Source organism: Pseudomonas sp. BP11-1-1 (assembly GCF_052112105.1).
Classification (GTDB): domain Bacteria; phylum Pseudomonadota; class Gammaproteobacteria; order Pseudomonadales; family Pseudomonadaceae; genus Aquipseudomonas; species Aquipseudomonas alvandae.
Genome location: NZ_JAUTYU010000004.1, coordinates 106887 through 125823 on the forward strand (window position 1 = coordinate 106887; position 18937 = coordinate 125823).

17 protein-coding genes and 1 pseudogene are annotated in these 18937 nt (G+C 61.4%); 10 read left to right on the forward strand and 8 right to left on the reverse strand.

Annotated elements, in window-relative coordinates; all coding sequences use genetic code 11:
• Positions 1–3: 3 nt before the first annotated feature.
• Positions 4–1047: a GlxA family transcriptional regulator gene (locus tag Q7C33_RS10160; RefSeq protein WP_030141837.1), complete on the reverse strand. Its 1044-nt coding sequence runs from the start codon at positions 1045–1047 to the stop codon at positions 4–6.
• Between the two features lie 269 nt (positions 1048–1316).
• Here Q7C33_RS10160 and Q7C33_RS10165 point away from each other — a divergent pair.
• From Q7C33_RS10165 to Q7C33_RS10190, 6 genes and pseudogenes are all read left to right on the forward strand, one after another.
• A pseudogene (locus Q7C33_RS10165) lies at positions 1317–2399 on the forward strand (HAMP domain-containing protein); the annotation flags it as partial.
• A gap of 93 nt (positions 2400–2492) precedes the next feature.
• Positions 2493–3260, forward strand: a complete 768-nt coding sequence (locus tag Q7C33_RS10170) for a methyl-accepting chemotaxis protein (protein WP_407683462.1) — start codon at positions 2493–2495, stop codon at positions 3258–3260.
• Between the two features lie 171 nt (positions 3261–3431).
• The gene (locus Q7C33_RS10175) at positions 3432–4340 is read left to right on the forward strand and encodes a LysR substrate-binding domain-containing protein (RefSeq protein ID WP_198796036.1); all 909 of its coding nucleotides are present in this window, start codon (positions 3432–3434) and stop codon (positions 4338–4340) included.
• Between the two features lie 111 nt (positions 4341–4451).
• Positions 4452–5642, forward strand: coding sequence for a CaiB/BaiF CoA transferase family protein (locus tag Q7C33_RS10180; RefSeq protein WP_407683336.1), 1191 nt, complete (start codon positions 4452–4454; stop codon positions 5640–5642).
• Positions 5639–6574 (forward strand): hydroxymethylglutaryl-CoA lyase, encoded by a 936-nt coding sequence (locus tag Q7C33_RS10185; protein WP_407683337.1) that lies wholly within the window; start codon positions 5639–5641, stop codon positions 6572–6574. The genes Q7C33_RS10180 and Q7C33_RS10185 overlap by 4 nt, the downstream gene beginning before the upstream one ends.
• 84 nt (positions 6575–6658) lie before the next feature.
• On the forward strand, positions 6659–7993 hold the full coding sequence (locus Q7C33_RS10190; protein ID WP_030141842.1) for an MFS transporter: 1335 nt from the start codon (positions 6659–6661) through the stop codon (positions 7991–7993).
• Between the two features lie 38 nt (positions 7994–8031).
• On the opposite strand, the gene Q7C33_RS10195 is transcribed toward Q7C33_RS10190, so the two are convergent.
• The 5 genes from Q7C33_RS10195 to Q7C33_RS10215 form a co-directional block, all read right to left on the reverse strand.
• Complete coding sequence (locus Q7C33_RS10195) at positions 8032–8904, reverse strand: DMT family transporter (RefSeq protein ID WP_225936133.1); 873 nt, start codon at positions 8902–8904, stop codon at positions 8032–8034.
• Positions 8888–9154 (reverse strand): ribbon-helix-helix protein, CopG family, encoded by a 267-nt coding sequence (locus Q7C33_RS10200; RefSeq protein WP_030141844.1) that lies wholly within the window; start codon positions 9152–9154, stop codon positions 8888–8890. The genes Q7C33_RS10195 and Q7C33_RS10200 overlap by 17 nt, the downstream gene beginning before the upstream one ends.
• 123 nt (positions 9155–9277) lie before the next feature.
• On the reverse strand, positions 9278–10177 hold the full coding sequence (locus Q7C33_RS10205; RefSeq protein WP_258647930.1) for a glycine betaine ABC transporter substrate-binding protein: 900 nt from the start codon (positions 10175–10177) through the stop codon (positions 9278–9280).
• 173 nt (positions 10178–10350) lie between these two features.
• Positions 10351–11286, reverse strand: a complete 936-nt coding sequence (locus Q7C33_RS10210; RefSeq protein WP_407683338.1) for an electron transfer flavoprotein subunit alpha/FixB family protein — start codon at positions 11284–11286, stop codon at positions 10351–10353.
• Positions 11286–12035, reverse strand: coding sequence for an electron transfer flavoprotein subunit beta/FixA family protein (locus tag Q7C33_RS10215; RefSeq protein ID WP_407683339.1), 750 nt, complete (start codon positions 12033–12035; stop codon positions 11286–11288). The genes Q7C33_RS10210 and Q7C33_RS10215 overlap by 1 nt, the downstream gene beginning before the upstream one ends.
• A gap of 208 nt (positions 12036–12243) precedes the next feature.
• On the opposite strand from Q7C33_RS10215, the gene Q7C33_RS10220 reads away from it, so the two are divergent.
• Positions 12244–14280 carry an oxidoreductase gene (locus tag Q7C33_RS10220; protein ID WP_407683340.1) on the forward strand — a complete coding sequence of 679 codons (2037 nt, stop codon included), beginning with the start codon at positions 12244–12246 and terminating at the stop codon, positions 14278–14280.
• A gap of 193 nt (positions 14281–14473) precedes the next feature.
• The gene (locus tag Q7C33_RS10225) at positions 14474–14857 is read left to right on the forward strand and encodes a VOC family protein (protein ID WP_030141849.1); all 384 of its coding nucleotides are present in this window, start codon (positions 14474–14476) and stop codon (positions 14855–14857) included.
• A 238-nt stretch (positions 14858–15095) separates the two neighbouring features.
• Here the strand turns inward: Q7C33_RS10225 and Q7C33_RS10230 are convergent, their stop codons facing one another.
• Both Q7C33_RS10230 and Q7C33_RS10235 read right to left on the reverse strand, forming a co-directional pair.
• Positions 15096–15881: a pyrroline-5-carboxylate reductase family protein gene (locus Q7C33_RS10230; protein ID WP_407683341.1), complete on the reverse strand. Its 786-nt coding sequence runs from the start codon at positions 15879–15881 to the stop codon at positions 15096–15098.
• Positions 15878–16579, reverse strand: a complete 702-nt coding sequence (locus Q7C33_RS10235; RefSeq protein ID WP_407683342.1) for a TetR/AcrR family transcriptional regulator — start codon at positions 16577–16579, stop codon at positions 15878–15880. The genes Q7C33_RS10230 and Q7C33_RS10235 overlap by 4 nt, the downstream gene beginning before the upstream one ends.
• A 225-nt stretch (positions 16580–16804) precedes the next feature.
• Between Q7C33_RS10235 and choW the strand changes: the two genes are divergently transcribed.
• Both choW and choV read left to right on the forward strand, forming a co-directional pair.
• On the forward strand, positions 16805–17653 hold the full coding sequence (gene choW, locus Q7C33_RS10240) for a choline ABC transporter permease subunit (RefSeq protein ID WP_030142168.1): 849 nt from the start codon (positions 16805–16807) through the stop codon (positions 17651–17653).
• Positions 17650–18873: a choline ABC transporter ATP-binding protein gene (gene choV / locus Q7C33_RS10245; protein WP_407683343.1), complete on the forward strand. Its 1224-nt coding sequence runs from the start codon at positions 17650–17652 to the stop codon at positions 18871–18873. The genes choW and choV overlap by 4 nt, the downstream gene beginning before the upstream one ends.
• Positions 18874–18937 lie beyond the last annotated feature (64 nt).

The window sequence follows — 18937 nt, forward strand, 5'->3', positions numbered from 1 at the left end:
GGCTCATTGCGATACGTGTTTTCGCCCGAAGGCCGAACGGTAGCTGCCGGGCGGAACACCAAAAAAATCCCGGAAACGTCGCTGGAAATGCGGGGAGCTGACAAAGCCCGTGGCCACGGCGATTTCCGTGACTGATCGATTGGTCTGCTGGATGAGCTGGCGTGCACGGGTCAGGCGCAGTTCCAGGTAATACCGCGTCGGGGTCGCACCGAGAAACCGACAGAACCGCCGCTCCAGTTGACGCTTGGACACCTTGACGCACGCCGCCAGCTCATCGATCGTCAACGGCTCCTCGACGTTCTGCCACATCAGTTCCAGTGCCAGCTTGAGACTTTGCGGCAGCGTCGGATCGGTCTCGACGAAGATCGGCGGCAGGTCGCTGGCGTCGTCGCCCGACTCGTCGCAGCGCAGGATCTCCTCGATCGCCCCCACCAGCGCTTCCCCACCCGTGCGGCGAATCAACTGCAGCATCATGCGCAACGAACTGTTGGCACCCGCGCAACTGACGCGCTCGCGATCCACCACATAAGCGCGGCTGGAGACCTTCACAAGGGGGAACATCTCGGCCATGGTCGCGCGACTTTCCGGATGGACCGCGCATTCGAAGCCGTCGAGCAGGTTTGCGTCAGCGACAAAGAACACGCCGTTCCACAACCCGCCCAACAAGGCGCCAGAGGTTGCGTTGGCGCGCAGTTTGCGCCGCAGCAACGGCGAGCCTTGCAGCTTGACGCGAAAGCCGCCGGCGACAATCAGCACGTCCAGGTTGTCCGGCAGTTGCGCCAGCTCGACATCGGCCGAAATGACGATGCCCAGGTCACTCGTCACCTGCCCGCCCGACGCGCCGACCGTCAGCACTTCATAAAGCGGCATGTCGCTCATCAGGTTCGCGGTGACCAGCGCGTCCACCGCGCCGGTAAAGGACATCATCGAAAAATTGTCCATCAATACAAACGCGACACGGACCGGCGCCTGGCCGGGCGACGCAGCGCCCTGGGGCCGATAGGCCATGTTCTTGTTCTTGAGTACGCTTTCGAATGCGCTTGGCATGGGGCCTCGGGAGACAGGAAGGCGATCTGGACCGGAGCCGGGCACACGGCCCGAACCCTGCCATCTTCCCGATTAACCACCCAAGCGACCATCGTCTGCGCGACATCACTGTCAGCGATAACGACCTCCGACAAATGGCTACCTCAAGGGAATACGACCTTGGTCGATAGCCTATGGGTAGGCATGGGCGCTTTCCCTTCCAGAGTTCGCAACGCTCACCGCTAATGTTTCCGCCGTTCCAACACCGATAAATACCTGCGGGAGAAGTCATGAATATCAAACAGAAGCTGACATGGGCGTTCGCGGCCATTGCCTGCGTACCGGTGATCCTGGTGGCGGTGCTCGTGGTATTGAACCTGCGCGATGCGGCACAAGCCAACTTCCTGGACAGCAGCGGTCGCGAGATCCGCCAGATCGACAACGGCATGAAGCAGTTCTTCGACGGCATCATGCAAAACGTCGAATTCTTCGCCAAGGACCCGCGGATCGTCGCGGCCAAGGACTTGAAGAATTATTCCGCCGCCGACGCTGCGCAAACACCCCTGCCCGAGACCAACAAACAGATCCTGGACATTTTCGACCGGTTCGCCAAGAGCCATCCAACCACCGCCTACCTTTCCGTCGGCCTGGCGGACGGTGGCTATGCCAGTTGGCCGGATGATCCGAAAATCTCCAATTACGACCCGCGCGTGCGCCCTTGGTACAAGGCCGCCATCGCCGCGCCAGGCACCACCGTGAAGACCGATGCCTACTACTGGGCGCCGGATGACGTGTCGTTGATCGGCATCGTGCACACCGTCAGCGACGCCGCCGGCAAGCTGGTGGGCGTGGTGGGCCTGGACGTGTCGCTCAAGCAACTGACTGAGCTGGTCAAGAACATCAAGCTCGGCGACAGCGGCTACCTGATGCTGGTGGAAGCCAGCGGCAACGTCCTGGTGGACCCCGCCGATGCCAAGCACAACTTCAAGCCGCTGGCCGATCTCGGCCCGAACTACGCCGCACTGGCCAAGAGCAGCGATGGCGCCACCCAGATCGAGATCGATGGCGTGCCCTACATGGCCAACATCGTCACCTCCAAGAGCCTGGGCTGGCGCTTCATTGGCCTGATCAAGCGCGACGAAGTCATGGCCGGTGCATCGAGCCTGACCTGGCTGATCGCCGTCATTGCCGCCGCCCTGGCCGTGGTCTTCGCCATTGTCGGCGCCAGCTTCGCCAGCGTCATCGTCCGGCCGATTCGTGGCGTTGCCAACGGCCTGCAGGAAATCGCCGAAGGCGAAGGCGACCTCACCCGTCAGCTGGCCGTGCAAGGCAAGGACGAAACCGCCACCCTGGCGAGCTGGTTCAACCAGTTCCTCGGCATGATCGCGCAGTTGGTACAACGCATCGGCAGCGCCTCCTCCGACCTGCAGAATGCCGCCGCCGATACCAGCGATGTGGCCCAGAACATGAACGAAGCCGCCGGGCGCCAGCGCCAGGCCGTGGAACTGGTGAGTACCGCGTTCAACGAAATGGTCGCCACCGCCAACGAAGTCGCCCGCTCCTGCAGTCAGGCCGCCGTCAGCGCGGACACGGGTTATCGCGACGTTCACGACGGCCAGCACCACATCGGCGAAGCCACCGGCAGCGTGTTGAAGCTGAGTGAGGAATTGCAGCAGTCGACCCAGACCATGCAGGCGCTGGAGCAGGACAGCAAGAACATCAACACGATCCTGGACACCATTCGCTCGATTGCCGAGCAGACCAACCTGCTCGCCCTCAACGCGGCCATCGAAGCCGCCCGTGCCGGTGACCAGGGCCGCGGCTTCGCCGTGGTGGCCGACGAGGTACGCGCCTTGGCACGGCGTACCGCCGACTCCACCGGCGAGATCGACAGCCTGCTCGGCAACCTCGCCCGGCGCACCCAGGAAGTGACACACCAGATGCAGAACAGCCTGCAGGTGTCGCACACCAGCGTCGAGCGCATCCAGCAGGCCCGCGACAGCTTCGACAAGATCCGCACGTCGGTGGACTCGATTCGTGACCAGAACACCCAAATCGCCACCGCTGCAGAGCAACAGCACCAAGTGGCCGAAGACATCAACCGGCACATCGCGCAGATTCATTCCGATGCGCAACTGGTCGAGGAATTCGCCCACACCGCACAGACCGGTTCGAGCCGTCTGACGGATATTTCCGGGCAGCTCAAGGGCTTGGTGGGACGCTTCAAGTTCTAAACCGGGCTTAGGTCCACTGAAGATCCAATGTGGGAGCGAGCCTGCTCGCGAAAGCGTCGTCACAATCAACGAAGAAGTTGAATGTGCCGGCCTCTTCGCGAGCAGGCTCGCTCCCACAAATGGTTTTGTGTTACACGTCGGGAGGCAAGCTCAACCAACAGGACAGGCTCCATGCTCCACAAGCAACTGATCAGACGCCTGGACCTCATCACGCTTCAGTTGTTCGTCGCCGTCCATGAAGAAGGCACCTTGACCCGCGCGGCATCGAGGGAAGCTATCGCGGTGTCGGCGGCCAGCAAGCGCTTGATGGAGCTTGAGGAAGTGCTGGGCGTCGCGCTGTTTTCCCGTACCGCAAAAGGCATGTCCCTGACCGCCGCCGGCGAAACACTGCTGCACCACGCGCGACGCATGCTGGCCGAGGTCGAGAAAGTCGGCATCGAAGTCGGTGAGCATCTGCAAGGGCTCAGGGGCTACGTGCGCATGCTTGCCAATCTCTCGGCCATCATCCAATTCCTGCCTGAAGACCTGCACAGCTTCGTGTCCACCCACCTGCGGGTGAAGGTCGATCTGGAGGAGCGCCCCAGCACCGGTGTGGTCGAAGGGATCATCGACGGTGTGGCCGACCTGGGCATCTGCACGATGGACAGTGACACCAAGGACCTGTTCAGCGTGCCTTACCGCCACGACCGCCTGGCCGTGGTCATGCGCCCTGACCATCCATTGGCCAACCGGGCCCAGGTGGCCTTTTCGGAAACCTTGCCCTACGACCATATCGGCCTGCACGCCGCGAGCTCGATCAACAGCCGCGTCCACGCCGCCGCCAACGCCCTCGGCGAATCCTTGCGCGTGCGCATCCATGTGCCGGGGTTCGACGCGGTGTGTCGGATGGTGCAGGCGAACATGGGCATCGGCGTCCTGCCATACAAAGCCTACGAATTGTTTGGGCAAGGCCTTGGATTGACGGTCGTGCCGCTCACCGATGACTGGTCCCATCGAACGCTGTTGCTGGTGGTGCGCGACCGCGATGCCCTGTCCCCCGTGAGCCGGTTGTTGTTCGACCATCTTCAGCTCAGCGAGTGATCCAACGCCGCGTTCGCGAAACGCGAACGCCCCTTTCCAACACAAGGTTGGAATCCGCCTCGGGTCAGCCTCTAGTCTTGGCACAAATTCCAAGAAACACGAGGCTGCACCATGACTGCTCTTAGCGGAATCCGCGTCATCGAGATCGGGACACTCATCGCCGCCCCTTTTGCCGCGCGCTTGATGGCTGAATTTGGTGCCGAGGTGATCAAGATCGAAAGCCTTGGCCAAGGCGACCCACTTCGCAAGTGGCGAAAGCTGCATGAAGGCACCTCGCTCTGGTGGTACCTGCAGTCACGCAACAAAAAATCCCTGGCACTCAATCTCAAATCCGCCGAAGGCATCGCGATCGTCAAGCAACTGGCCGAAAGCGCCGATGTGCTGATCGAGAATCTTCGCCCTGGTGCATTGGAAAAACTCGGGCTGGGTTGGGACGTGCTGCATGCGCTCAATCCCAAGCTGACCCTCGTGCGGATCTCCGGTTATGGGCAGACCGGCCCTTACCGCGACCGCCCGGGATTCGGTGCGATTGGCGAGGCCATGGGCGGGGTTCGCTACACCACCGGCGACCCGCAATCGCCGCCCGCGCGCATGGGCGTCAGCCTTGGCGATTCGCTGGCCTCGATGCATGCGGTCATGGGCGCGCTGATGTCGTTGTTGCGGGTCAAGACCGGCCAGGGCGACGGCCAGGTCGTCGACGTTTCCCTCGTCGAAAGCGTGTTCAACGTGATGGAAAGCCTCGTGCCGGAATACGCCATGCTCGGCCATGTCCGCGAACGCAGCGGCGGCGCCTTGCCAGGCATCGCGCCGTCCAATACCTACCCGACGGCGGATGGCGGCTACGTCGTCATTGCAGGCAACAGCGACCCCATCTTCAAGCGCCTGATGATCGCCATTGGGCGACCCGACCTGGGTGAAAATCCGGCATTCGCCCATAACGACGGACGGGTCGCAGAATGCGAACAGCTCGATCGCGCCATCAGCGAGTGGAGCATCAGGCGGCCAATCGATGCGGTCCTCGACACGTTGGAAAAAGCCGAGGTGCCGGCGGGGCGAATCTACTCCGTGGAGGACATCGTCAGCGACCCGCACTACCAGGCGCGCGACATGATCCTGGATGCCCAGCTTCCGGGCGGCGCCGCCGTAAAGATGCCCGGGATTGTCCCCAAGCTGTCGGCCACACCCGGCACCGTCAATTGGCAAGGACCGAGCCTGGGACAACACACCCAAGCCGTTCTGGGCGAACTGGGCCTGAGCGAAAGCGCCATCCAACGCCTGAAAAATGAAGGGGTCGTGCAATGATCACCGACTACTCGCAACGCCTCATCGTCCAGGAAGTCTCGCCCCGGGATGGCCTGCAGATCGAGCCGACCTGGGTCGAAACGGCGGACAAGGTCCAACTCATCGATCAGCTGTCCCTGGCCGGCTTCACGCGAATTGAAGCAGGATCCTTTGTGTCGCCCAAGGCCATTCCCGCGCTGCGCGATGGCGAGCAAGTGTTCCAGGGCATCACGCGGCGCCCCGGGGTCATTTATGTCGCGCTGATCCCCAACCTCAAGGGTGCGCAACGGGCACTCCACGCCGAGGCCGACGAACTGAACCTGGTGCTGTCGGCCAGCCAGAGCCACAACCGGGCCAACATGCGCATGACCCGCGAGCAGTCCCTGGCCGCCTTCGCCGACGTGGTTTCGCTGGTGAGTAACAGCGGCGTCAGCCTCAACGGCTCGGTAGCGACGACCTTTGGCTGCCCGTTCGAAGGGCCGGTCGATGAAGACGTGGTGATGCGCCTGGTCGATGCCTACCAAACGTTCGGCATGCAAGGTGTGACCTTGGCCGATACCACCGGCATGGCCAACCCACGCCAGGTCTACCGACTGGTGCGCCGGGTGCTGGAACGACTTCCCGCCAGTGCCTTGACGTTGCACTTCCACAACACCCGAGGCCTGGGCCTGTGCAACGTGCTGGCAGCCTACGAGGCCGGGGCCCGGCGTTTCGACGCCTCGCTCGGTGGACTGGGAGGCTGCCCTTTCGCCCCGGGTGCCTCAGGAAATATCTGCACCGAAGACCTGGTGAATCTGTGCGAAGAAATCGGCATCGACACCGGAATCGACCTGCCCCACTTGCTGAAACTGTCCCGCACCCTGCCCTCGCTTCTCGGGCACGAGATGCCAGGGCAAGTGGCCAAGGCGGGACGAAATCGTGACCTTCATCCGCTGCCTCCTGGTATCGATTGACACACAACGAGGCGACTCGGGTCGCCAGCCAGACAACAAAAACAAAAGGGTTCCCCTAGGGAAACTCGCCTGGAGAAAAAACTCATGTCCGTATCCGTAACCTCACAGGGCGACGGCGTCGCCACCGTGGCCAACGATGAAAAAGCCTTGATCGCCAAGGTGGCATGGCGCCTGATGCCCTTGATCATGGTCTGCTATCTGTTCGCGTTCTTCGACCGCATCAACATCAGCTTCGCCAAGTTCCAACTGCAAGCCGACTTGAGCCTGAGTGATACCGCCTACGGGCTGGGCGCCGGACTGTTCGTGGTCGGCTACGTCCTGTTCGAAGTGCCCAGCAACATGATGCTCTACAAGGTTGGCGCGCGGCGCTGGATCGCTCGCATCATGATGTCCTGGGGTATCGCGACGGCGCTGATGGTATTCGTCACCGCCGAGTGGCAGTTCTACGTGCTGCGCTTCATCATCGGAGCCATGGAAGCAGGCTTCGCCCCCGGTGTGCTGTACTACCTCACCCTGTGGTTTCCACAGAACTACCGCGGGCGCATCACCTCCACGCTGTTCCTGGCGTCTGCGTTTGCCGGGTTGATCGGCGCACCGGTCTCCGGCCTCGTCCTGGGTCATATGGACGGCGTCCTGCAGATGCGCGGCTGGCACTGGCTGTTCCTGCTGGGTGGCATTCCCTGCGTGGGCCTGGGCCTGGTCGTGCTGTTCACCCTCAAGGACCGCGTCACGGACGCCAAATGGCTGACCGATGCCGAGAAAACCTACCTGGCCAGCCGGATCGCCAGCCAGGAACCCCACAAGCATGGCGGCTCATTGATGACGGCGCTGAAATTGCCGGGCTTCCTGATGCTGGGCCTGATCTACTTCCTCATCCAGGTCGCCTCGTACGGGCTCAATTTCTGGGCGCCGCAACTCATTCGCAGCGCCGGCACCGAAAGCCCGACCATCATTGGCCTGCTCACCGCGGTGCCTTATGTCTGCGGCGCCATCAGCATGATTGTGATCGGGCGCTGGTCCGACGCCACCGGGGAGCGGCGCAAATTCGTCTGCGGCCTGGTGCTTGCCGGCGCGATCGGTTTCTTCAGCGCGGGCATCTTTGCGAGCCACACGCTGCTGCTGACCATTTCCCTGGCGTTGCTCGGCAGCGGCATCATCGCCTCGATCCCGGCCTTCTGGGCGCTTCCTCCCAAGCTGCTCGCAGGTGCAGGAGCCGGCGCGGCGGGAGGGATCGCGCTGATCAACACACTGGGGCAGTTCGGCGGGATCGTCAGCCCGGTGATGGTGGGCTACATCAAGGACATGTCCGGCAGCACCACGCCAGCGCTGTATGTCATCGGCGGCACCTGCATCCTGGCCGGGGCCTTGCTGATGTGGGGCTTGCCGCAGTCGTTGAGGACGCTGGACAAGAATCAATAGCGACCTTACGAGCCATGGACGGCTCGCCCACCCGTTCGCTACCCTTTTGCCTTGATCGCATACATCCCGCCGGCAATCACCAGACAGGCGCCCACGACGGTCCAGGTGTCGGGTAGCTCGCCGAAGACCAACAGGCCGATCAGCGTGGCGAACACCAGAAGAGAATAGTTGAACGGCTGGAGTGTGGCCGCCGTTGCAACCTTCAGTGCCTGGAGCAATAACAGCTGGGCCACCACGCCGGTCATGGACAGCACTGCTATCAGGCCCCATTGCGCCGGGCTCGGTGATACCCAGCCTGGAAGGCCCAACATGGTGATCGCTACCGCGCCGAAAAAACCCATGTGAAGCATATTCGTGGCGAACGAGTCCTGCCGGCTGATACGTCGGGTCAGCACACTGAAAATCGCGAAACCCAACGCAGACAACAACGGAATCAGCGCTGCCAGTTCGAAGACGCCGGAGCCTGGACGAAGGATAACCAGCGTCCCCGTGAAGCCAATGGCGGCGGCAATCCATCGACGCACACCAATGAACTCGCCCAGGAACGCCCCTGCCAATGCCAACGTCATCAAGGGGAACACCGCATACAGCGCATGCATTTCCGCCAGCCCCAGATAGCGCAGCCCCAGTCCAAACAGTGCGCTTTCACCGACCCCGATGAGCGCACGAATGACCTGCTGGCAAGGATGGTGGCTTCGATACGCAGTCCGCAGGCTGCCCTGATAGACGCTGTAACCGACAGCAAAAGCCAGGAACACCCAATAGCGCACCATGACCAGTTGTGCGATCGGGAGGTCTTTGACCAGTACTTTGGTGACGCCATCCTGGGCTGCGAAAATCAGCATGGACAGAAGGCACAGGGCGATCCCTAACCGAGGGCGGGGGGTGTCATGATCATGCACCGCGCGCACCTGGGACGGTATCTTCAAGCAGGCTGCTCTCTGTGCGGCGCCTCGCAATGCTATGGCGCAACCGATCCCGTTCCAGCGCTTCGGCGGCTACGAGTGCTTCAACGCCGGCCCCGGCTTCGACTTGTTCAATGAAGTTCAAAATCGCCTTTTTCATGAACCAGTGCGAGGTCCGGTCCAACCTGGCCGATGCCGACTTCAACCTGGCGCGTGTCTCCTCATCCAACTTGATACCCAGCGTTGTCACGGTCATCGCTCAGCCTCTGAATGGAACAACCCCCTGCCCTGCTACACCTGCGACAGGACACAGCAGACAGTGCCCTCGGCTCTCGACCAAGGGCACCGGACTGCAACAGCTATCGGATAGCAACGACGATTACTGGGCTGGCGTCGCAGAAGCCGTCTGGCTGCCAAACATCGCTTCGAAACGCGGCTTGTTGGTTGCGTAATATTCCGCAACCACTTTGTCCGCCGTGCTGTCACGGGCATCCGCCATCAACTTCTCGAGGTCAGCCTTGGGGATCTTGAAGTTGGCGAAGAAGCGCGCCACGTCAGGGTGCTCCGCGCTGAATCCTTTGCGTGCGACGGCGTGGATCTGCTCGGCACCACCGAAGATCTGCTTCGGATCATCGAGGTAGCGCAGCGGCCATTTGGCGAACATCCAGTGCGGACTCCAGGCGTTGACCAACGACCATTTGTCGCGCTTGATGTTGCGATCCAGCTCGCTCAGCATCCCGGACTCCGACGAAGCCACCATCTTGTAGCCGTCGAGCTTGTATTCCTTGATGGCCTTTTCCGTCAGCTTGTACTGACCGTTGCCCACTTCCGATGTGAGGATCTTGCCACCGAGTTTTTCCCGCACTTCAGGCTTGTTGAGGTCCTCGACACTGGCGATCTCGCTGGTGGGAATGGAAGTGGGCACCGCCATGCCGATCCGGCCTTCGTACAGCACGCCGAGGTCTTCGAGCTTGTCCTTGTACTTGTCATAGAAGGACTTGTGGGTGCTGGGCAGCCAGACCATCGGGATCAAGTCGATATTGCCGTTAGCCAGCGCCTGGAACTGGATGCCGATGTCGGCCAGCACCAACTTGACCGGTTGCTTGAGGTGATCCTGCAACGCGGTGTTCGCCAGTTTCACCGCGATTTCCGTATCCGACCAGTTCACCCAGCCGATACGGATGGGCGCGGGTTCCTCGGCTTGGACGATCAGGCTGCTGCAGGCTAAAGCAAGGCCTGCAAACCAGCCGATTAAAGTTTTACTGGGTAACGTCATCATGTGCATCTCCGCAGACTGTATTAATAGTTATTGGCAGGGCAGCAGAAGCATTCACTTTTCCATCACGGCCGCACGCGGCCATCCGGTGGGTTCTAGTTATGAAAATCACGGGGACTGAAGTTTTTCGGCCCTCCTCCGCCCTATGGCGTTTCCAACCGCAATGACCGGCTCATTCACAACGCTTTCTCGAGTGCCGGCAAAGCCTCGAACAAATCCGCCACCAACAGGTAATCCGCCACCTGGGCAATCGGAGCCTCGGCGTCCTGGTTGATCGCGACGATCACTTTGGAACCGCTCATGCCCGCCAGGTGCTGGATGGCCCCGCTGATACCCGCCGCGATGTAAAGCTCTGGCGCGACGATTTTTCCCGTCTGCCCAACCTGCAGATCGTTAGGGGCGAACCCTGAATCCACGGCTGCGCGGGAGGCACCCACCGCGCCACCGAGCTTGTCCGCCACGCGTTCGATCAAGGCAAAATTGTCTTTGGCTTGCATCCCCCGGCCGCCGGACACCACGACGCGGGCGCTCGACAGATCGGGCCTTGCGCTGGTTGTCAGTTGTTCACTGATAAAGCGGGCGTGGGTTGAGCTTTGGCCGCCCTCCACCTCCATGACTTCGCAGGGTTTGTCATGGGATAACGCCTGGGCAAACGCCGAGGCGCGAACGGTGAGCAGCTTGATTGGATCGAGGGACTGCACCGTGGCGATCGCGTTGCCGGCATAGATGGGACGCTGGAAAGTGTCCGCCGAAACGACGGCGGTAACGTCTGAAAGCATCCCGACATCCAGGCTGGCCGCGACCCGTGGCAACAGGTTGCGGCCCATGCTGCTGGCGTCGGCGAAAACGTGCGTATAACCCTCGCAGACCAACGACGTGATCAGCGGCTGGGTATTTTCGGCCAGTGTTTTTTCGAACAGCGCATCCTGTGCGAGCAGGACTCGGCCCAGGCCTTGGACGAGCGCAGCTTGACGCGCCACTTCCGGCGCATCCGCTCCACCCAAGACCAGCAAATCCGTCTCGCCCCCCAGCGCCAGGGCGGCGGTCACGGCACTGCGTGTACCTGCCGTCAGTTGACCGGCACTGTGCTCGGCGATCACTAAACTGCGCATCAAATCAACCCCGCCACGTTTTTCAGTTTATCCACCAGCTCAGTCACCGAAGCGACCGTGATGCCTGCCTTGCGCACCTGCGGTGGGACCACGCCCAACAATCGAGCGTGTTCCTTCACACTCGCGCCCAAGGTGTCGGCGGCAATGATTTCCAACGGTTTTTTCTTGGCTTTCATGATGTTCGGCAACGAGGCGTAGCGCGGTTGGTTCAGGCGCAAATCACAGGTCACCACGGCGGGCACCGTGAGGGCGACGACCTGGCTGCCGCCGTCGACTTCACGCTCGACGACCCATTGCCCGTCGACATGATTGACCGCCGAGGCGTAAGTGGCCTGACCGCAGCCGATCAACTGCGCCACCATTTGCCCGACCTGATTGTTCTCCTGGTCAATCGCCTGCTTGCCGAACAGGATCAGTTGCGGCTTTTCCTGATCGATCACCTTGCTCAAGTACTTGGCGACGTTGAGCGGCTCAAGGACCGCGCTCGTCTCCACCAGAAGTGCTCGATCCGCGCCCAGCGCCAATGCGGTGCGCAATTGTTCCTGCGCCGCAGGACTGCCCACCGAGACCACCACGACCTCGGACGCCAGCCCCTTCTCCTTGAGGCGGATTGCCTCCTCCACTGCGATCTCGCAGAACGGGTTCAAGGCCATTTTCACGCCGTTGAGCTCAACGTCCGAACCGTCAGCCTTTACCCGGACCTTCACATTCGGGTCGATGGCGCGCTTTACCGCAACGAGCACTTTCATGATTCCTCGCATCCCCCTCGCACTCTGGATCGACGCGGGCGACCGGCTACACGTGCCGGATCACCCCCTGTTTCGACTGGATGGTAATCCTGGTTTTTCCGAGGCGCAAGAAAAATGTACACCTATGTCTCAATCATTGACACACATGAACATTGCACATACCGTTATGTCAAAACCAAGCCTGATGTTCTGTTCCCGGAGCAACACCATGTCCAGTGATCCTCTGCTGCAGCCCTACAAAATCAAGCATCTGACGCTCAAGAATCGGATCATGACCACCTCTCATGAACCGGCGTATCCCGTCGATGGCATGCCGAAGGACTTGTACCGTGCCTATCACGTCGAACGGGCGAAAGCCGGCGTGGCGTTGACCATGACCGCCGGCTCCGCCGCTGTTTCCCGGGACAGCCCGCCAGTGTTCAACAACGTGCTGGCGTACAAGGACGAAGTGGTCAAATGGATGAAGGACCTGACCGACCAGTGCCATGAGCACGGCGCGGCGGTGATGATCCAACTGACCCACCTGGGCCGGCGCACGCGCTGGGACAAGGCTGACTGGCTGCCGGTCGTCTCGCCGTCCCATCGCCGCGAAGCATCCCACCGGGCCTTTCCGAAAAAGATGGAAGACTGGGACATCGACCGGATCATCAAGGATTACGTGGACGCTGCCGAACGCATGAAGGCCGCGGGCCTGGATGGCCTGGAGCTGCAGGCCTACGGGCATCTCATGGATCAATTCTGGTCGCCACTGACCAACGATCTCGACGGGCCCTACGGCGGCTCGCTGGAAAACCGCATGCGCTTCACCTTCGATGTGTTGCGCGGTATCCGCCAGCGTTGCGGCGAGGATTTCCTGCTGGGGGTGCGCTACACCGGCGACGAAGACTTGCCAGGGGGCTTCGGTGCCAGCGACGGCATCCGGATTTCCCACATGCTCAAGGACAGCGGCCTGGTGGATTTCCTTAACGTCGTGCGCGGGCATATCGATACCGATGCCGGCCTCACCGACGTGATCCCGATCCAGGGCATGCGCAACTCACCGCACCTGGATTTTGCCGGCGAGATTCGCTCGGCCACCGGTTTCCCGACGTTCCATGCGGCGAAGATCCCGGACGTCGCCACCGCGCGACACGCCATCGCCTCGGGCAAGGTGGACATGATCGGCATGACCCGCGCCCACATGACCGACCCGCACATCGTGCGCAAGATCATCGAGAAGCGTGAAGAAGACATCCGCCCCTGCGTTGGCGCCAACTATTGCCTGGATCGCATCTACCAGGGCGGCGCCGCGTACTGCATCCACAACGCCGCCACCGGGCGCGAAACCACCATGCCCCACGACATTCCCAAGGCGCCGGTCAAGCGCAAGGTCGTGGTGATCGGCACCGGCCCGGCGGGGCTGGAGGCGGCACGGGTAGCCGGTGAACGCGGCCATGACGTCACGGTGTTCGAAGTGGCCGACCAGCCAGGCGGGCAGATCCGCCTGACCGCGCAGAGCGAGCGTCGCCGCGAGATGATCAGCATCATCGACTGGCGCATGGCGCAGTGCGAACGACTGGGCGTGAAGTTCCAATTCAACACCTGGGCCGAAGCCGAGACAGTCCTGGCCCAGGAACCGGACGTGGTGATCGTCGCCACGGGCGGCCTGCCCCACACCGAGGTGCTCAAGCAAGGCAACGAACTGGTGGTTTCGACCTGGGACATCATTTCCGGCGACGTCAAACCCGGCCAGAACGTGCTGATCTTCGACGACGCCGGCGACCATGCGGCGCTACAGGCGGCCGAGGTGATCGCCAACAGCGGTGCGAAACTGGAGATCGTCACGCCCGACCGATCGTTCGCGCCGGAAGTGATGGCCATGAACCTCGTGCCATACATGCGCAGCCTGCAAGACCTGAACGTCACCTTCACCGTCACCTATCGGGTCGATTCCGTGGAGAAGCGCGACGGCCAGTTGGTCGCCAGCTTCGGCAGCGATTACGGCCAGGTGCACAAGCAGCGCGTGGTCGATCAGGTGGTGGTCAACCACGGCACCCTGCCCCTGGATGATTTGTACTTCGAACTGCGCCCGCATTCGAAAAACGACGGCGCGGTTGAACAACACGATCTGATTGCCGGGAAAACCCAGAACATCGTGACCAACCCCGAGGGCCGCTTCCAACTGTTCCGCATCGGTGACGCGGTGTCGGCGCGTAATACCCATGCCGCGATCTACGATGCGCTGCGGCTGGTCAAGGACATCTGAAGACGCAGCCCGATAAGGATCGGGCAACGTTCGCACTGAATAAGAAATGCGCTCAATCCGTGGCGAGGGAGCTTGCTCCCGCTGGGCTGCGCAGCAGACCTGTTATGAGCGCTTCGCACTCAAGCGGGAGCAAGCTCCCTCGCCACGGGTTATCCCGTCCGTAAACCTCTACAACCAACAGAAAGGAAATGAAATGTCCGTTTTTACCCATGTCACCGTCGGCACCAACAACCTGGCAAACGCTCGCGCATTCTATGACGCTACCTTGAAGGAAATCGGCCTGAAGCGCGTTGCCGACCTTGATGAGGCCGGTTCCATCTGGGGCGTCGACAAGCCTTCGTTCTTTGTACTGAACCCGGCCAACGGCAACCCGGCGTCCATCGGCAACGGTGTCACCGTGAGTTTCGAAGCGCCGGACCGGGCGGCGGTCCATGCCTTCCATAGCGCCGCGCTGGCGAACGGCGGCGTGTGCGAGGGGCTGCCGGGCTCTCGCGGCTGGGCGGAAAATGCCTACGCGGCTTATGCCCGGGACCTGGATGGGAACAAGCTGGCGGTGTATTGCTTCAAGGCTGAGTAATGAGATGTAGCTTGCTCGCAAAAGCGGTGGGTCAGTCACAGGGATGTTGGATCGGCTGTCGTCATCGCGAGCAAGCTCGCTCCCACAAGGGGATTGAGTTGCATACGATGTTTGTGGTGGATAAAGAGCCCAATGTGGGAGCGAGCCTGCTCGCGAAAGCGGTGGGTCAGTGACGGGGATATTGGATTGGCTGACGCCTTCGCGAGCAAGCCCGCTCCCACAAGTTCCATGCAGTGGATCAGCCTTGGAGCCCTTTGCGTGCGACTGCGGCGCCGGCTTGCAACGCCCTTCCCACCTGCGCCTCGAAATGCCCCTGGGTCATTGACTGCAAGGCGGCGGCCGTCACGCCGCGATAGGCGACCAGGGCATCGATCATCTGCTGGGCATCACGACTGACGAGCAACTGGCTGCTGTCGACCACGACATTTTTCGCGGCAAGCAGGGCAATCTCGGCTGGAATGCCGGCCGCCATTGCCTGATTCGCCAACGCCGTCATCAACAAGGCAGGAAAGGCCGGACCGGTGCCCGACAGCGCGCAGAGGTAATCAATGAAATCTTCCTGCTGGACCTCGGCAGCCGTGCCCACGCATTCGAACAAGCGCTGAACCAGGCTTTTCGTCGTCGGCTCTGCCACGCCAGCGCAATACCACGGCGTAAAGGATTGCCCGATCTCCACCGCCGCGTTGGGCATCGCCCGTACGACCCTTGAAGCCGAGGTCTGCGCGGCAATAGCCTGCGCCGTGATTCCGGCCATCAGTGAAATGACCGTCTTGCCCATCGCGTCGAGGGTCAGGTTGGCGAACTGCTCGGGTCGTACCGCGATGACGATGACGTCGCTGCGGTCCACCAGTGCCTGGTTGTCGGTGACCAGGCAAACGCCTTGCTGCGCCAGTGGATGTGCCCCGGAGCGATTGGAGAGGATCAGATTACCCGCCGGCAACAAGGCCTTCGCCAGCACGGCCTTGGCAATCGCCCCACCCAGCCAGCCCGTACCGCCAATGATGCCCAGCGTCGGCTCGATCATTTTCCAGCCGTCTCTTCAAAAGTTTCCACCAGCGGCACAAAGACCCCAGGCTCTTTTTCGGCATAGCCGAATTTGCCATAGAAACGATCCAGCTCACGCTGCTTGGGCACCTTGCCGGTGAAGATGCTCACGTACTGGGGGATGCGCTGGAAACGCACGGTGATCAGCTCGCTGGTGTTCATGGTGATGTAGCCGATCTGCGTCAGGTAGATCGTCCGGGCTCGCGCGTCGGCCCCTTGGCTGTCGTAGCCAAAGCGCTTGAACATGCTCGCCAGCGCGCCCATTCGCTGCTCGTCGACAACGGCAACTTCTTGCGCGACCTCTGCGGACTGGAGCGCCCAACTGCGCACCGCGAATTCAAACTGCGAGTCGAACAGTTGTGGGTTGAGCCAGCATTCGAAGACATTCAGGATCGCCTCGGAGATGCTCTCGGCGTAGCTTTCGCTTTGCCGGATCAACCCGCCGGTGTTGGTCTCGCGCCAGCGCGACAGCAGGGCCGCCAGCAACTGTTCGCGGTCCTCGAAGAACCAATAGAAACTGGTGCGTGACAAACCCAGGCGCTTGGCCAACGGCATGACCCGGACCGCATCGATGCCGGACTCCTTCAAGGCCTCGTAGGCCGCTTCCAGCCACCCTTCGGGCGACCCCCGCCAACCCGCGTCCTGGGCCTTGCCACGTGCCTTCCCTACCTGGGGCATCTTGCATCCACCTTATTGAACATACGTAACGCGAATGTACTCGGATGCCCGCTAAATGTACACCTAAGTACATTTGATCGACTCTCCGCCTCTTCTTCCCCCGAGAGCGCAAAAAAGATTGATGAGAAAAAGTCATGAACGGCTGATTTTAAATGGTTTGTCAGCATGGCAGGCCCGGGACGAGTATCTGCTCCAGGCAAACCAAAACAACAACGAGCCGCCTCTATGTGGACTACGCAAGAAAAACTTCCATTGGGCGAGCACATCGCCCGGTACGTCGAGTGGCTGACCCAGCATGGCGCTGATGTATTCGACGCCATATCGTCGTCGCTCTCCGAAATCATCAGCCTCCTCACCAGCGCCCTGCTCTGGTTCAATCCGTTGGCCTTGATAGGGCTGCTGGCGCTGCTCGCCTTCTACATTCAACGCAAGGTGAGCCTGACGCTGTTCGTCGCGCTGTCGTTCCTGCTGATTCTCAACCTGGGCTACTGGCAGGAAACCATGGAGACCCTGGCCCAGGTGACATTCGCCACGCTGGTGTGCGTGATCGTCGGCGTGCCGCTGGGGATCGTCGCGGCGCATCGCCCCTGGTTCTACGCAGCCTTGCGACCGGTGCTCGACCTGATGCAGACCGTGCCCACCTTCGTCTACCTGATCCCGACCTTGACGCTGTTCGGCCTCGGCGTCGTTCCGGGGTTGATCTCCACGGTGGTCTTCGCGATCGCCGCGCCGATTCGCCTTACGTACCTGGGCGTGCGTGACGTCCCGCAAGAATTGATGGACGCCGGCAAGGCGTTCGGTTGCTCGCGTCGCCAGTTGTTGGCCCGCATCGAACTGCCCCATGCGATGCCGAGCATCGCCGCCGGCATCACCCAATGCATCATGTTGTCGCTGTCGATGGTGGTCATCGCCGCGCTGGTTGGCGCGGACGGCTTGGGCAAACCTGTCGTCAATGCGTTGAACACGGCTGATATCGCCATGGGCTTCGAAGCAGGCCTGGCGATCGTGCTCCTGGCGATCATCCTCGACCGCATTTGCAAACAGCGCGAAACCGTAAGACGAGGTGACGCATGAGCATCATTCGTTTCGAAGACGTCGACGTCATTTTCGCCCATCGTCCCAAGGCCGCGCTGGACCTGCTGGATCAAGGTTTTTCCCGGTCGGACATTCTGCAGAAGACCGGCCTGATCGTCGGCGTGGAAAAGGCCAACCTGGAAATCAACAAAGGCGAAATCTGCGTATTGATGGGCTTGTCGGGTTCCGGCAAGTCCAGCCTGCTGCGCTGCATCAACGGCTTGAACACGGTGAGCCGCGGCAAGCTCTTCGTCGAACACGAAGGTCGGCAGATCGACGTTGCCGCCTGCACCCCAGCCGAGTTGAAAATGATGCGCACCCAGCGCATCGCCATGGTCTTCCAGAAGTTCGCCCTGATGCCCTGGCTGACGGTGCGCGAGAACATCGGTTTCGGTTTGGAGATGCAGGGTCGCCCGGAGAAGGAGCGGCGCAGACTGGTCGACGAAAAGCTTGAACTGGTGGGCTTGACCCAGTGGCGCAACAAGAAGCCGGACGAGTTGTCCGGCGGCATGCAGCAGCGCGTGGGGCTGGCCCGCGCCCTGGCGATGGACGCAGACATTCTGCTGATGGACGAGCCGTTCTCGGCCCTCGATCCGCTGATTCGCCAAGGGTTGCAGGACGAATTGCTCGATCTGCAGCGCAAGTTGCACAAGACCATTGTGTTCGTCAGCCATGACCTGGACGAAGCCCTCAAGCTGGGGACGCGGATCGCGATCATGAAGGACGGCAAGATCATTCAGTACAGCAAGCCCGAAGAAATCGTGCTCAACCCGGCCGACGACTACGTGCGCAACTTCGTCGCCCACACCAACCCGCTGAATGTGCTGTGCGCGAAAAGCTTGATGACTCCGCTGGACCGGTGCGTCTTCGCCCAAGATGAATACTGCCTGGATACGGTACAGAACCTCTGGATGGCACTGGATCAGTCCCGAGGACTGGCCAGCATCCGACGAGGCGCAACCGCCCTGCCGACGCAACGCTGGGAGGATGGCAAGGCCCTCGGGACCTTGCGCCGCCAAGTCACACTGGTAGCGCCGGAAACCAGCATGCGAGTCGCCTTGGGGATCCGTTATGAAACAGGTCATCCATTGCTCATAGTCGACGATGCCCAAACCGTCCTGGGCGTATTGGGCGACGTGGAACTGTACCGGGCGTTGCTCGGCCATGACCTGTCGCGCCCGGTCTTACCCGAGCCATTGCCGGAGCCTTCGGTGGCTTGAACAAACGACACCCATTTTTCCTGCTGCACTGCTTGCCCGCCAACCACCGATCATTTGCCTTGAG